The sequence below is a fragment of the Pseudoalteromonas sp. SMS1 genome (genome assembly GCF_021530565.1).
Lineage (GTDB): Bacteria > Pseudomonadota > Gammaproteobacteria > Enterobacterales > Alteromonadaceae > Pseudoalteromonas.
Genome location: NZ_JAKGBI010000029.1, coordinates 18,606 through 32,256 on the forward strand (window position 1 = coordinate 18,606; position 13,651 = coordinate 32,256).

Genomic DNA, 13,651 nt, shown 5'->3' on the forward strand with positions numbered 1-13,651 from the left:
CAATGATAGATTCGCTATATATCGCAGAATCCGGGATGAACTCTCAGCAAAAACTCATTGAGATGATATCCAATAACATCGCAAATACCAATACCGCAGGCTTTAAAAGCAGCAGTATTAACTTTGTCGATTTGGTTTACCAAACGCACAATACTGAGCAAAGTGGTGCTTTGGTTCAAGGTGCTGGGGTTGGGGTTGCGTCAACGCAAACTGACTTTTCTGTCGGTGATCTCAAGCAAACTGGTAATCCTTTTGATGTGGCAATTAACGGCAATGGTTTTCTTGCGGTTGAGACTCAAAATGGAGACATTGCATACACCAGAGCGGGTCGTTTAAGGCTGGATTCACAAGGCTTTTTGACTTCATCTGAAGGTCTGAAATTGGCCCAAGGGATTCAATTACCAGCCAATGTGAGCGAAGTAACCTTTGCTGCAAGTGGTTCAGTGCTTGTGAAAGTGCCCAATGAGACTGGGCTGATCGAAATTGGCCAAATAGAACTGAGTTATTTCAGTAACAACCATGGTTTGAATCGCGTCGGTCATAACCTATTTATGGAGACTGAACAGTCGGGCAGCGCACAGACAGCGACGCCGGGTGAGTATGGTACTGGTCAGTTAATTCAAGGTTTCGCTGAGCAATCAAACGTATCGATGAATGAAGAAATGGTAAATTTAATGCTTGCTCAACGCGGCTATCAGATGAATGCCAGAATCATTCAAACTTCAGATCAGATCTTAGAGACGATTAATAACTTACGCCGATAACATGAAATTTGCTTGGATCTCGTTTATCACGTTAATGCCGCTTTATGTTGCCGCCGAGCCGGAAAATATAAAGCTGTCGCAGAGCTTGTATCAGGGCAATGAGTACATTGCCTTGGCAAGCATACTCGACCTTAGCAAAGCCAGCTCGGGCGCCCAAAAAGCAATAAGCAATTTAAGAATGCCTTGGCCGGCGCATCAGCAGTATGTATCTAAATCAGATATTACTGAGTACATCGTGAAAAATACGTCATTCCAAACAGGTGAGATTACGGTGTCTGGCTGGCCGAGAGTGATATTAAAGCACTGTTACGAAGTACCACTGTTAGATTTGTCTCCTTTAGTACAAGGGGTTTTTAAGCAGCAGTTTGACGCGCATTTTGCAACGTTAAAACACATAGCTTGGGATCGTAAAGCGCAAAAAATATGTACGCAAACGCATTCGAGCATACGTGAATTTGAGATTAAGGCGACATCTGATCTGTGGGGACGCCATAAGCGATTCAGTGTCACGCGAGGCCAGCAGCAATGGTGGATTACTGCTGAACTCACTTATTCGGTAAATCAAGCGGTGGCAGTGCGCTCAATTCGTGCCAATCGAGATATTCATCAGGATGATTTGACTTGGCAATGGCGTGACGCGGAGTCACTTGTAAGGACGAAGCAAGTCAAACCAGAAAGTGGTTTGATAGCGGCGAGAGCCATAAAAGCGGGTCAGGCAATTTTAGCGTCTGATTTTAGAAAAAAGCCCGATGTTAAAAAGGGCACGTGGGTAGATTTAACCTACCACTACAAAGGTATAAAGCTTGAGGCAAAAGCCAAAGCATTAAAGGATGGGTTTGTAGGTGATGAGATCCCAGTCAAATTAGAAAAAGGTAACAGCGCGTTACGCGTAACGGTCGCTGCAAAGGAGAAAGTAAATGCGATTAAGCAGTAAGTATTCTGGCTTTCTAATATTCGTGATCAGTCTGATGAGTGTAAACACACAGGCCAGTTCGTTATTTAGTAAAGAGACATTTAACTCATACACCGCAGACAAACGAGCGAGTCGCGTTGGCGATACTGTGACAATTATCGTGATGGAAAATGCACAGGCTAAGTCATCTGCTGGCGCTGCCACAGATAAAGGGTTTGGGTTATCGGCATCTGGGTCAAGCCCAAATGGCAGTTGGCCATTTGGTATTGGCGTTGGCTCTGAGATCAATGGTGATGCCGCCATCCATAGAAACGGTTTTATCAAAGCACAGATAACGGCTTTGGTCGAAGGCAAAGATGCCAATGGCAACTTAATTATTCGCGGCCGACAAAATATTACGCTTGATGGAGAAGTACAAAGTATAGAAGTCACTGGGCGTGTCAGAAATAGTGATATTTCATCTCAAAACACGCTGCTTTCATCACGTTTGTTTGATGCCAACATCGTGTTTATTGGTCAGGGAAGTGTGAGTGAAGGTACAGAACCTGGTGTGATTGCTAAGTTGTTTAAATGGTTAGGTTTATCATGAAGTTTTTATTCATTTTTACGGCCCTATTGTGTTTGAGCCAAGTCGGAAATATAGCGCAAGCAAGTCAGGCCAACGTTAAAATCAAAGACATCGCCCGTGTTGATGGTGTCAGAGACAATGCATTAGTCGGTTATGGTATTGTCGTTGGTTTAGCGGGTACGGGTGACACCTCTAGAAATGGCGCGACGATTCAATCAATTAGAAATACGCTTGAAAACTTCGGACTTATTTTAGACTTAGAAGACATCAAAGCGCGCAATGTTGCAGCAGTAATTGTGAGTACCGACTTACCGCCATTTGCACAGCCAGGCGATAGAATTGATGTACACGTTTCATCACTAGGGGATGCGAAAAGCTTGTCTGGTGGTACTTTGTTCATGACCCCGCTCAAAGGTGCTGATGATGAAATTTACGCGTTAGCGCAAGGCGTACTTGCTGTTGGTGGCTATCAATTTGAAGCTAATCAATCATCAGTGCAAAAAAATCACCCAACGGTGGGGGTTATCCACCAAGGTGCCGTTGTAGAGCGAGAAGTTAAAAGCAACTTTTTGTCTGATGATGGATTACTGCACTTGGTACTTCGCAAACCTGATTTTATTATGGCCGATAGAGTCGTTCAGGCATTGCAAACTTCAGGCGTAACAGCCCAAGCGCTCCATGCTGGAAAAATTCAGATCGTACCGCCGCAAGACCGCTCGGTCATTTCGAGCATTGCGCAAATACAAAATTTGTATGTTGAGCCACCAGCCATATCTCGTGTTGTCATTAATGAGCGCACCGGAACTTTGGTAGCTGGCGCAGATGTTCAAGTAGGTAACGTGGTGATTTCTCATGGTAGTTTGAAACTCACAATCGATACCAACTTCTTAACCTCACAACCGAATACAATGCTTGGCCGCCCCAGCAATGCGATTCAAACGGTAGTTGTACCGGATAGTGAGATTCAAGTGACTGAGAATCAAGAGGCTTTGTATACCAACAAGAATGGTACAAACATTTCTGATTTGGTTGATTCTCTTAAAGCCATGAAGTTGTCTACACGAGACATTATCTCGATTCTTCAAGCGCTTAAACAAAGCGGTGCGCTTCACGCAGAGCTGGTTGTGCAGTAAGAGGCTGATATGAATGAAGTGAATTCAATAGAGATGCTCCGCTTAGCCATGAACATGGCTGCGACGGAGCAAAGACTGGCAATGCAAAACATTGCCAGTGCTAATGCGCAAGTAAAGTCAACGTCAGAGGTTAATTTTGATGCGCTGTTAGAAGAATTAAATAGCTTGCCACCAGATGTACGTGCTGAACTCGCAAAGCAATATTCAGACAGCTGGCATACGCAAGAGGGTCAATTTGTTTCGGAATATGCACGCACTTCGAAATTAGATGAAGAAGTGGCACTTTCAATGAAAGCGGCGGGCAAATTCAACAAGATGACTGAAGTACTAAATAGAAAAATGGGCCTAATGAGGCTTGCAGTATCTGGAGGGAAACAATAATGGCACATGATATTTATGCGATCAGCATGAGCGGTATGTCATATGAGAGAGCACGCTTAGAGGCGGCCGCGCACAACATTGCGCATGCCAATACAATCTCTGCAAATGCAACGCATGTTGTAAAACTAAAAGAGGTTGCAAGTGTGAATTCATTTGCCAGTTTGCTTAACAGTGACTCTGCCCATTTGACTGAGGTTGCTCAGTTTAAAGCTGTGTATAAGCCCCAACATGCGTTGGCTGATGAAAAAGGGTTTGTTTATATGCCAGATGTAAACATCGCCAGTGAAATGTTAAAAATGAATAGTGCAACACGCGCGTACGAAGCCAATGTGAAAGCATTTAACGCGTATAAAACAATGAGTTCTAAATCAATGGAAATAGGTAAATAGTGATGGCCATCAATGCAATAGAAGAACTTGCATTAAGCGAGTTATCAAACCAGGTAAATATTAAGCAAATACAAGCACCTGCTGCGTTTGAATCTGTGCTAATGGATGGCATTAGTAAGACCAATGAGGCACTAAACCAAACTGAGGCAATGGCGCAAGCTGCGGCAAGTGGTGAAAGCATCCCAACGCATGAATTAATGATCGCAATGGAGCAAGCAAAAATTGAATTGCAATTTGCGTTACAAGTAAGAAATAAGCTACTTGAAGTATATCAAGAAGTTATGAGAATGCAGGTGTAGGCAGATATGAAAGAGTTTTGGACTTCACTTTCTTCAGGAAAGCAAAAATCACTATTAGTTACGCTCGTGGCGCTCGTGATTATTACTGTATCGCTGATCATTTTTGTATTGCAGACTCGCTACAGTGAGTTGCCTGTTAATGTTGAGAGTCAGCAAATTGGATTGATCTCTTCGCTTGAAGAGCAAGGTATTGAGTATAAGCTCGGCGCATCGGGTGAACTGCTCGTTAACGAGCAAGCTTTGGCTAAAAGCCACATGTTACTCGAACAGCAAAAGCAAAGCCAATTCCCGTCACAAGGTTTAGAGCTGTTTGACAACGCTGATTACAGTATGACAACCCATGCGCAAGCGGTGACAATGCAGCGTGCGTTGCAAGGCGAGTTAGAGCGTACCTTAGGGGCGATGCCGTTTATTACTTACGCACGTGTTCACCTTACTTTTTCTGAAAAGAAGCTATTTGCAGACAATGCAGACTTATCAAAAGCGTCTGTCACGGTATTCCCTGAACAGAATACTCAGTTATCGGCTGTGCAGATCCAAGGGATCCAAAATTTAGTTGCGTCTAGTGTTAAAGATTTACAAGTTGAAAATGTACTTATCTTTGGCCCAAATGGTGAGTTGATCTCTAATTCAACAACATCGGATGAGCAAACAACGCGACTTGATGATTTCAAATCACAGCAAGAGTCGGCTTTAGAGCAAAAGATTGAAAAACTACTTTCGTTGTATCTGGAACCTGAACAATATGCTGTCTCTTCGTCCATCGTAATTGACAGACAAGACATTGTTGCAGTTAAGAAAGAGCTATTGACTGTTGAAGACGGCAAGGGCCACGTTATTAAAGAGAAGCGCAATGTCTCTACTCAAAATGCCGAGGCGGGTAGTCAATCAAATCAAGGCCTTTCTCATGAGGAAGTACAATACGCGCATGGTTCAAGAACCGAAGAGCTGAAAAGCCATGCAGGCGCTGTAAAGCAGGTGTCTGTTGCCGTTGCATTAAACGCGGAAATAAGCGATGAACAAGTTCAAAGCTTAACCGGGTTAATTAAGGCGGCCATTGGGTTCGACCAAAGCCGTGGTGACAAAGTACAAGTCAGTAATTTCCCTCCGATCGCAAAATTATCTTCAGAAGCGACAGCGCTTAAACCTGTGACAGCTATAGTTGCAGAGCCTGTAGTGAACTCAGTGGAAGCAACCGAGCCATCAAGTGAAAAAGTATCTAGCTATATGATGGTACTTTGGATTGTGGTTGCACTGCTGGTGGTGGCTTGCCTCTTTTTTGCACTTAGGTCAAAGAAGCCAAAGTTAACCCAGCAAGAACAAGAAGCGCTGCTGCTTGAAATCAATGATTGGATTAAGAAGCCTGAGGAAAAGCATGCACATTAATCAAGATCCAATTAAACAGATCACGCTCAAACTGTCGGTATTAAGTTGGTGGGACCGTTACAAGATTTTAAGGCAACTAGACGGTGCTCAGGCTTTGCAGATAAAGCAAGGTTTGAAAGAGCTTAAAAAGCTTGGGATACAGAATAAGCCTGATCTAATCCATCAATTGGCACAGAAAAACGCTGAAAAAGTCACGCAGCCTACGCAGCAAAGGCCTTTATCAGACGGGCTTCGATCGCATTTAGACGCTGAGTTCAACATGGCTCAAAGCACTTTGGCCACTGAAACAAAGCGCTATTTGATGCAAGTGCTAACGAAAGAGAATGGCCATGGTTGATGTAGTTAAAACGTTTGAATTTAAGGCCAAAGCGGTTGCAGACGACGTTGCGATGCAACCGCAACACGCTGAACAAGCAGACACACAGGCGCCTACAGTCGACTTAGAGCATGAGCTTGCACAGTTGAGTAAACAAGCGCGTCAATCCTTGCTGTTGCAAGCGTTTAAAGAAGACCTTGATCACTTGGTCAAACTAGAAACGGATAAGGGTCGAGAGCAAGGGTATCGAGCGGGCACCGAAAAAGCTGCGGATGAGTTAGCAGCCATGAAAGCAGAGTGGGCTCAACAGCAGCAAGACCACCTTGATAATCTGAATTCATTAAAAGCCACTTTGGAAAGCTTGTCGCCAACCATCGAGATCAGTGAACCTGAAGCCTTGGTAGACATCGTGAATCAAGCTGTTTATGTCTATTTAGGAGAGCGGCTAGAAGATAAATCGTATCTCAAAACGTTACTTGCAGAGATCGCAAATAAATATGCCGAAGATAAACAAGTTGTTTTAAGGCTCGGTGAAACTGAATTTGACTTCCTTCAACAGAGCGGTTTGTTAGAGGAGTTTAACGGACAAATAAAACTAGAAAAAGACGCTGCTTTAACAGCTGGAAGCCACAAACTGTGTTTATCAAATGGTGATAAGCACAGCGACCTATCCAATAAATTGAAACAGCAACTTGATGCGTTTTTAGTTGGGTTAAAAGGCTAACTTATGTCGTTGATATCTCTTTATAAACAGTCCTTAGAAAAGGTCAATGAACCTAAGGCCATTGGACGTGTTACTCAAGTAATTGGGCTTACATTAGAAGTGGTCTGTCCGGATTTATTTATTGGTGAGATATGCCACATCGAACTGACGACTCAAGACCGGTATGTCGTTGCTGAAGTCGTGGGGCTAAAAAAAGAGACTGCTATTTTGATGCCTTTTGAAAAAGCGGTGGGCATTACTTTGGGTTCAAAGGTGGTACCGCAAGGTCGCTCTGCTCAAGCAAAAGTAGGTCAGGCGTTTTTAGGACGCGTTGTTAATGCATTTGGTGAGCCAATAGATGATAAAGGTCCCATTGCACCGTATGATTTAGCGCCAATTCATAAACCCGCTATTAACCCGTTGTCAAGAGCACCCGTTGATACACAGTTTTCGACTGGGCTAAAAGTGGTGGATGCTTGTTTACCGATTGGACAGGGTCAAAGAGTGGGTTTATTTGCAGGCAGTGGCGTCGGTAAGAGCTCGCTACTCAGTGGAATATGTAAGTACAATTTAGACCAACAAAAAGTGAATATTATTGTACTTGTGGGTGAGCGTGGTCGAGAAGTCGCTGAGTTTGTGCATGAAACCTTGGGCCCAGACGGACTTAAGCATTCAGTCGTGATTGTTGCAACTGCAGAAGAGCCCGCGCTCATCAGGGCGCATGCAGTATACACCGCGATGGCAATGGCAGAGTTCTTTTCTCATCAGCAGCGTAATGTATTTCTGTCCATTGATTCAATGACACGATTTGCATTTGCACTTAGGGAAATTGGCCTCGCAGTCGGTGAGCCTCCTACCGTGAAAGGTTACACGAGTTCAGTGTTTTCCATACTACCAAGTATTGTCGAACGTTGTGGAAATTTTCAAAACCGAGGTGCGATCACTGCGTTGTTAAGTGTACTCGTTGAAGGAGATGACTTAAATGATCCGGTTGTTGACTCTCTACGTGCAATATTAGATGGCCATGTCGTATTGGATCGTGCACTCGCCGAGAAAAATCACTATCCAGCGGTTTCTGTGTTGAAGTCTGTGAGCCGTATGTTCAATAGGTTGACCACCGCTGAGCAAAAATCTGATGTGAAGTCGCTGAGACATGTTTTGTCTCTGTATGACGACAATAAGATGATTTTAGAACTTGGCATGCTTGAGTCTTCTCAATCACATATAGAGCAGATTAAAAGCGATTACCAAGTCGCTTGCGGCTTTTTACAGCAAGACTTGGGCACTTATGTCAGTAGTGCAGACGCTAAATTATCGCTTAATAAATTGAAGTTTGGTGGGGCGTCAAATGGGTGATACCAGATCTACCTTAGACCAATTCAGGCGCATGCTGGAAATGCAATCCGATCAGGCGAAGTTAAAAAAACTGGATCTGGAAGGGCGTATAGAAGATGAACTAACAACGATCGCGAAGCTAGAGGTTGCGCTCGAGCGAGAATGCGAAAAGCATACTCAATTTCTGGCTATGGGAAGCGGTTGTCACGAGTCTCATCTACGCCACTTGGCGTCATCACACCAGCTTATCGAACAAAAGAACGCGCATGTATTGGCGTTAAAAGCTTCATTGGTTGAGGTTCAAAAAACTTTGAGGCTACTGAATGCCAAAGAGCAGGTAGTCAAAGAAAATATGGGTAAAGCAGAGCGTGGTTTCATGCTTGAGCTGGATAAAAAATGGGATCAAATGTGTGGCGAAATTGCCGCAATTAACCAAAGGAGAAGTTTGGTATGACTGTCGTAGATCCTAACTTGAACCTTTCGCTTCTCTTGCAACAAAAAACAGGAAAGCGGGATGCTAATCAGGTGAATGAATTTCTGGAAATGCTCAATTCCAAACATTCATTTAGCCCAAATGAGCAAATTGATTTAGGTCATCAGCATAACCTGGGTGAGCATAAGACGACACCTGATATCAAGACAAACAATGCCTCAGGTACGCACTTGAAGCACACTAATATCAAGGTAAACAATGCTTCTGGCACGTTCTTGAAGAACATTGATATCTTGCCGCAAGAAGTCTACGTCAAGCATGCATTGATTGCTGACAATGGAGCGGCTTCGGTACCACAAAACACGGCTTCACACACATTGATAGCGTTACTGTATGGAAATGAAGAAGCTTCTCCCGTACTACATACTGAAAATGATGACGAACACGTTGTTAACCCTACGCAGTTCTTAGGTGGCGCAGCTCAAGTGTCGCCTGGGCTAGTTGATCAGGACGGGGCTGGGCAAGAGGGCAGTCTTACTCAGGGGGTTGTTGCGAATTATCAGCCAAACACATTGCACGAAACACTTTTTGCAAAATTCATTAACCCGAATGTAGATGCAATGCAGTTCCCTGTGCGGTTTGATGAAACCACCCCCTACACGTTGCCTGCGTCTATGTCTGTTCAAAACGGCGCGATATTAAGTGCACAGATGCTTTCTATGAAGCCCTTAGATAATGTACAAGTAGAGGCCTTGGTCAATGTTTTTTCTCAGCATGAAGGCGCGCAGCTACAAGCGTTGATGGCGTCTGTGATGTCGCCCGGGCAAGAAAATAACCAAGGTGTGATCTTGGATGCTGTGGTGGTAAACGGATCAGGCACGCAGTCAAAGCACATAGCATCATATAAGTGGACGGCGTATGCCATCGGTTTACTTTCTCAATCTTATGGTGGAGAGCAACTTACAAAAGGGGCTCAAATAGACGCATCGCGTCATCTTAAAAGCACCGTTCACGTTCAAGTTGCAAAACCAACCCGTACTTCTGGCGATTTAGAGCATAAAGAAAAGGTTACGGCTAACCAAAAGTTCACAGAACAATTTTTGGTATCTACGTCCACTCAAAAGAAAAGCCATGATGCTAAGGGAACCGAAAAGCAGGCACAGCCTCGTGCTTTTTACAATGAATTTGCCCATGAGATTGCGCCTAAATTACTGAGCTTTGTGACTGACAAAAAAGGTGAGTTCAAAGTCTACTACCGAGATTATTACAGTGATATTGAGAGCTTAAGGGCTTTATTTAGCGAAGTTAATAACTTGAGCACAATGCATAAGCAAGTGGCCGAACTGACCATTAATGGTCAAAAAATATGGTCGCAAGGGCAAATGAATGGAAATTGAATCTATAGGAAACGCGGCGGCCACAAATTCCGCAGTGACGAACAATAACTCAGTCTCTCAAGAAGAGTTTATCAAACTCTTCCTTGCACAGCTGAATTATCAAGACCCGATGGAACCTGTTAATAACAGAGAGTTTTTGGCTCAGTTAGCGCAGTTTTCATCGTTAGAACAATCTCGATTGTCAAACGAGAATTTAACTGCCCTGTTGGCAATGAACTCATCCAATCAAGCACTTACTTTACTTGGTAAAACCGTTGAAGTGACAACAAATACCAATTCAAGTTTCAACGGCACGATTGAAGCTGTTCATTATTCGGCGAGCGGCCCAAGTCTGACTATTAAAAGCGCGGAAGGCACTTTTTTAGACAACATTACCCTTGGGCAAGTAAAAATAATACAAAATTAATAAGTTAGAGGTATTACATGCTACAGTCATTTTTTACAGGTTTGTCAGGGATGTACTCATTTTCTAGAAATCTAGATAACGTGAGTAACAACATCTCAAACATGAACACACCAGGTTACCGTGGAACAGATACGTTCTACAAAAGTTTAACTAACGGTGACAATCTTAACCAAGGTGGTTCTGGTTATGGTACGCAAATTTCTGGTTTAGGATATAGATTCTCAACCGGTGATATTCGCCAGACAGGTAATGCAACGGATGTCGCTATTTCTGGTCAAGGCTTCTTCACTCTGATGAATGGAAACCAGCAATTTTATACCAGAGCTGGCCAATTTTCATTTAACCAAGATGGCATTTTGATTGACCCTGCTTCGGGTTTGAACGTAGGCGCACTAAACGATCAAGGCCAACTAGTTGATTTTGATATCAGTGGTTTAAGAACCAAAGCACCTTCGGCAACGTCATTAGTTGAACTATCAGGTGTTCTATCTTCTGGTGATACAACCCATGAAATTGGTGGTATTAAAGTATTCAATAACCTTGGTGAAGAAGTTGAGCTAACGATGACATTCACTAAGAGCACGGATACTGATCGTGCTTGGAATGTGTCAGTGAAAGACGCCAATGGCACTGAACTTCATACGGGTGAAATTCGTTTTGATACAGATGGCACGCCAAGTGCTGACTTTAACAGCTTAACGGTACCGGTTAGCGATTCTCATGGTGGTGTTGCGAATATTAGCTTCTCATTTGGTAAACAAGGCTCTGTATCGGGTGCAACCTCAAGTGATTTGGGTGAAGACTCTACATTACGTGCAACTGTCACTGACGGTACGGCAATGGCTGAATTACAAAGCGTTGAGTTCCAGTCTGACGGCGCACTTAAACTAACTTATTCTGATGGTAAAACGGAAACAGGCCCTAAGCTTGCGTTATCTAACTTTTCAGATACCACCGCGCTTAAACTAGTCGAAGGTGCGATCTTCAAAGCGGATGACAACAGCAGCCGAGTGATCTCTACTGCGGGTGAAGGTGCTATCGGTTCAATCGCAGCACAAAGTATTGAACTGTCAAACGTGGATCTTTCTCGTGAATTTGCCGATATGATGATCATTCAGCGTGGATATCAGGCCAGTTCTCGTATTCTTAACGTTTCAAATCAGCTGTTGGAGCAGTTGTACGAAAATACTAGAGGGCGCTAATGGGCTTTAGTTATAGCGCTGTTCTGGGACTTTCTAGTCGCAATAAAGTCGAGACGCATTTAGTTGAGACACTAAATGCGTGGTCGAGCAAGTGGCTTAATAAATCACTTGCTCAATGCGAAGCGACGTTTAACGAGACATTGTTTGGTTCTCTGGCACTTGAAGCGCCAGTGTTTGAAAGTGCACATGTGGCAGCGAAAGGGGAAGCATTATGTGCTTCTCTATTTTGCACTGCAACGGCATACAAGGGCTCATTGAACAACGATGATGACGCCTTGGCCGATGAATTCAGTACGCACATCCTCAATGATTTAGCAGCCATGCTGACAACGTTAGGTGAGTCAGACAAATCAGCTAACCGCCAATGGGGCGTGGCACTCGATATTCAAATTGGGCAAAGCGAGTTTACGCTCTTTGTGAGCGCCGCTGCGGTTGAGAATATTTTGAAGCCAGTGCCACATACTTTTGAACAGACATTGACCTCGTCAATCTCTCATTTAACCGTAGATACCGATATTTTGTTGAGCAAGACACAGATTAATTTAGCGCAATTAATGTCTATGCAACAAGGTGATGTTTTACCACTTTCACCCTCTGTTAAAGATGCAGTTAACTTGAAAGTAAATGGAACACTTCTGCCTAAAGTAGGTTATCTCGTTTCTAAACATAAACATAAATCAGTTATTTTTTTGGGTGAATAAATGGAAAACATGAAGACTGTTGAATTTACAAATGTTGATGAGTCTACCCCTTCAACAGAGCCAGCATTACCAGCAATTGATGTGGATCTTTTCAAAGACCTACAAGCAGAAGTTGAGGTGAAGATTGGCAATACTAAGATGTCTGTTGGGCAGTTATTTAATAGCAAACAAGGTGATGTTATTAAACTGGAGCAAAGCGTAGACGCTGATGTTGAATTGGTCTTGGGCGAGCAAGTTGTCGCTAAAGGTCAGTTGGTCGCTGTTGAGGGCAACTTTGGACTAAAAATTACGCACATTGCAGCCAAAGACTAATGGACACAATCACTTTCAGAAGTGTTGAACCGGTTTCTGAGTTTCAGTGGTTAATCGTCATTGCCTTTTGCATGCTTTTGCTTGTGGTGTATTTCTACAGCCAAAAAAAGAAAAAGGTCTCGCAAAATGGCAAAAACCTCTATACCAATGAAAAGCTTAGTCACAACACTCAGCTGCACAAGATCAATATAGATGGTCAAGAATATTTGGTGTTTGAATCGAAAGCAGGGCTTGTTGAGCTAACCAGTCCGCACAAAGTAAAAGATGTAAGTAATGATTAAGTCAGTTTTTTTTGTTTGCTTTTTTTTGTTATTTTCCATTGATGTGGCAGCGCAAGCAAACGGTCTTATTGAAGATATTGAAACGTCTGAGCTTCTAAATAACTTGGCGCCAGAGCTCAAGACCGCAGGTATGTTAACACTGATGTCGTTAGTACCTGTGATGTTAATTGCACTGACCGCATTTACCCGAATTGTAATTGTGCTATCAATGTTACGACATGCGCTGGGTTTACAGCAGACACCGCCAAATGTTGTCATCATTACACTCTCGTTATTTTTAACTTTTTTTACCATGTCACCGGTATTTGAGAAAGCGGATGAAAATGCGTTAAGGCCCTATATTAAAAGCGAGATCTCTTTGTCGCAGGCGATTGAAAATGGTGCAGAGCCATTCAAAGCTTTTATGCTTCAGCAAACGAGAGAGGAAGATTTTCTTGCTGTGTTAGATATGGCGGGAGAATCGCATGCCCCAGATACGATGGATGACGTCACGTTTAAACACCTAATACCTGCTTTTTTACTGAGTGAATTAACCACGGCGTTTAAAATAGCTTTTGTTATTTTTATACCCTTTCTATTGATTGATCTAGTTGTGGCGAGTGTTTTGATGTCGTTGGGTATGATTATGGTGCCGCCTATCTCTATCGCACTTCCGATCAAAGTCATGCTATTCGTGTTAATCGATGGCTGGTCATTGGTCACTGGATCCTTAGTCGCCAGCTTCGCTTAGTG

Annotated in this window: 19 protein-coding genes; all 19 read left to right on the plus strand. The window is 43.3% G+C overall.

The window, feature by feature from the left end; genetic code table 11:
- Positions 1-2: 2 nt before the first annotated feature.
- Genes flgG through fliP form a run of 19 tightly spaced genes read left to right on the plus strand, consistent with a single transcriptional unit; the run spans position 3 to position 13,649 of the window.
- Positions 3-764 (plus strand): flagellar basal-body rod protein FlgG, encoded by a 762-nt coding sequence (gene flgG, locus L1286_RS22280; protein WP_235409245.1) that lies wholly within the window; start codon positions 3-5, stop codon positions 762-764.
- A 1-nt stretch (position 765) separates the two neighbouring features.
- Positions 766-1,698 (plus strand): flagellar basal body P-ring formation chaperone FlgA, encoded by a 933-nt coding sequence (gene flgA / locus L1286_RS22285; protein ID WP_235409246.1) that lies wholly within the window; start codon positions 766-768, stop codon positions 1,696-1,698.
- Positions 1,682-2,266, plus strand: coding sequence for a flagellar basal body L-ring protein FlgH (locus L1286_RS22290; protein ID WP_235409247.1), 585 nt, complete (start codon positions 1,682-1,684; stop codon positions 2,264-2,266). Before flgA ends, L1286_RS22290 begins: the two co-directional genes overlap by 17 nt.
- A complete protein-coding gene (locus tag L1286_RS22295) occupies positions 2,263-3,378 on the plus strand; it encodes a flagellar basal body P-ring protein FlgI (protein ID WP_235409248.1) in 1,116 nt (371 codons plus the stop codon). The genes L1286_RS22290 and L1286_RS22295 overlap by 4 nt, the downstream gene beginning before the upstream one ends.
- A 9-nt stretch (positions 3,379-3,387) precedes the next feature.
- Positions 3,388-3,759, plus strand: coding sequence for a hypothetical protein (locus L1286_RS22300; RefSeq protein WP_235409249.1), 372 nt, complete (start codon positions 3,388-3,390; stop codon positions 3,757-3,759).
- On the plus strand, positions 3,759-4,148 hold the full coding sequence (locus L1286_RS22305; protein ID WP_235409250.1) for a flagellar basal body rod protein FlgC: 390 nt from the start codon (positions 3,759-3,761) through the stop codon (positions 4,146-4,148). Before L1286_RS22300 ends, L1286_RS22305 begins: the two co-directional genes overlap by 1 nt.
- A gap of 2 nt (positions 4,149-4,150) precedes the next feature.
- Positions 4,151-4,447 carry a flagellar hook-basal body complex protein FliE gene (gene fliE, locus L1286_RS22310; RefSeq protein WP_235409251.1) on the plus strand — a complete coding sequence of 99 codons (297 nt, stop codon included), beginning with the start codon at positions 4,151-4,153 and terminating at the stop codon, positions 4,445-4,447.
- 6 nt (positions 4,448-4,453) lie between these two features.
- The gene (locus L1286_RS22315; protein ID WP_235409252.1) at positions 4,454-5,833 is read left to right on the plus strand and encodes a flagellar M-ring protein FliF C-terminal domain-containing protein; all 1,380 of its coding nucleotides are present in this window, start codon (positions 4,454-4,456) and stop codon (positions 5,831-5,833) included.
- Positions 5,823-6,170 (plus strand): hypothetical protein, encoded by a 348-nt coding sequence (locus tag L1286_RS22320; RefSeq protein ID WP_235409253.1) that lies wholly within the window; start codon positions 5,823-5,825, stop codon positions 6,168-6,170. The genes L1286_RS22315 and L1286_RS22320 overlap by 11 nt, the downstream gene beginning before the upstream one ends.
- Positions 6,163-6,873, plus strand: a complete 711-nt coding sequence (locus L1286_RS22325; RefSeq protein ID WP_235409254.1) for a FliH/SctL family protein — start codon at positions 6,163-6,165, stop codon at positions 6,871-6,873. The genes L1286_RS22320 and L1286_RS22325 overlap by 8 nt, the downstream gene beginning before the upstream one ends.
- A gap of 3 nt (positions 6,874-6,876) precedes the next feature.
- Positions 6,877-8,208, plus strand: coding sequence for a FliI/YscN family ATPase (locus L1286_RS22330; RefSeq protein ID WP_235409255.1), 1,332 nt, complete (start codon positions 6,877-6,879; stop codon positions 8,206-8,208).
- Positions 8,201-8,641, plus strand: a complete 441-nt coding sequence (locus L1286_RS22335) for a hypothetical protein (protein WP_235409256.1) — start codon at positions 8,201-8,203, stop codon at positions 8,639-8,641. The genes L1286_RS22330 and L1286_RS22335 overlap by 8 nt, the downstream gene beginning before the upstream one ends.
- Positions 8,638-10,017, plus strand: a complete 1,380-nt coding sequence (locus tag L1286_RS22340; RefSeq protein ID WP_235409257.1) for a hypothetical protein — start codon at positions 8,638-8,640, stop codon at positions 10,015-10,017. The genes L1286_RS22335 and L1286_RS22340 overlap by 4 nt, the downstream gene beginning before the upstream one ends.
- Positions 10,007-10,423, plus strand: coding sequence for a flagellar hook assembly protein FlgD (locus tag L1286_RS22345; protein ID WP_235409258.1), 417 nt, complete (start codon positions 10,007-10,009; stop codon positions 10,421-10,423). The genes L1286_RS22340 and L1286_RS22345 overlap by 11 nt, the downstream gene beginning before the upstream one ends.
- Positions 10,424-10,440: 17 nt before the next feature.
- The gene (gene flgF / locus L1286_RS22350) at positions 10,441-11,625 is read left to right on the plus strand and encodes a flagellar basal-body rod protein FlgF (RefSeq protein ID WP_235409259.1); all 1,185 of its coding nucleotides are present in this window, start codon (positions 10,441-10,443) and stop codon (positions 11,623-11,625) included.
- Positions 11,625-12,326, plus strand: coding sequence for a FliM/FliN family flagellar motor switch protein (locus L1286_RS22355; RefSeq protein ID WP_235409260.1), 702 nt, complete (start codon positions 11,625-11,627; stop codon positions 12,324-12,326). The genes flgF and L1286_RS22355 overlap by 1 nt, the downstream gene beginning before the upstream one ends.
- Positions 12,327-12,638 carry a FliM/FliN family flagellar motor switch protein gene (locus L1286_RS22360; RefSeq protein WP_235409261.1) on the plus strand — a complete coding sequence of 104 codons (312 nt, stop codon included), beginning with the start codon at positions 12,327-12,329 and terminating at the stop codon, positions 12,636-12,638. It abuts the gene before it with no gap.
- Complete coding sequence (locus L1286_RS22365) at positions 12,638-12,919, plus strand: hypothetical protein (protein ID WP_235409262.1); 282 nt, start codon at positions 12,638-12,640, stop codon at positions 12,917-12,919. Before L1286_RS22360 ends, L1286_RS22365 begins: the two co-directional genes overlap by 1 nt.
- A complete protein-coding gene (fliP, locus tag L1286_RS22370) occupies positions 12,912-13,649 on the plus strand; it encodes a flagellar type III secretion system pore protein FliP (RefSeq protein ID WP_235409263.1) in 738 nt (245 codons plus the stop codon). The genes L1286_RS22365 and fliP overlap by 8 nt, the downstream gene beginning before the upstream one ends.
- The last annotated feature ends 2 nt before the right edge of the window (positions 13,650-13,651 follow it).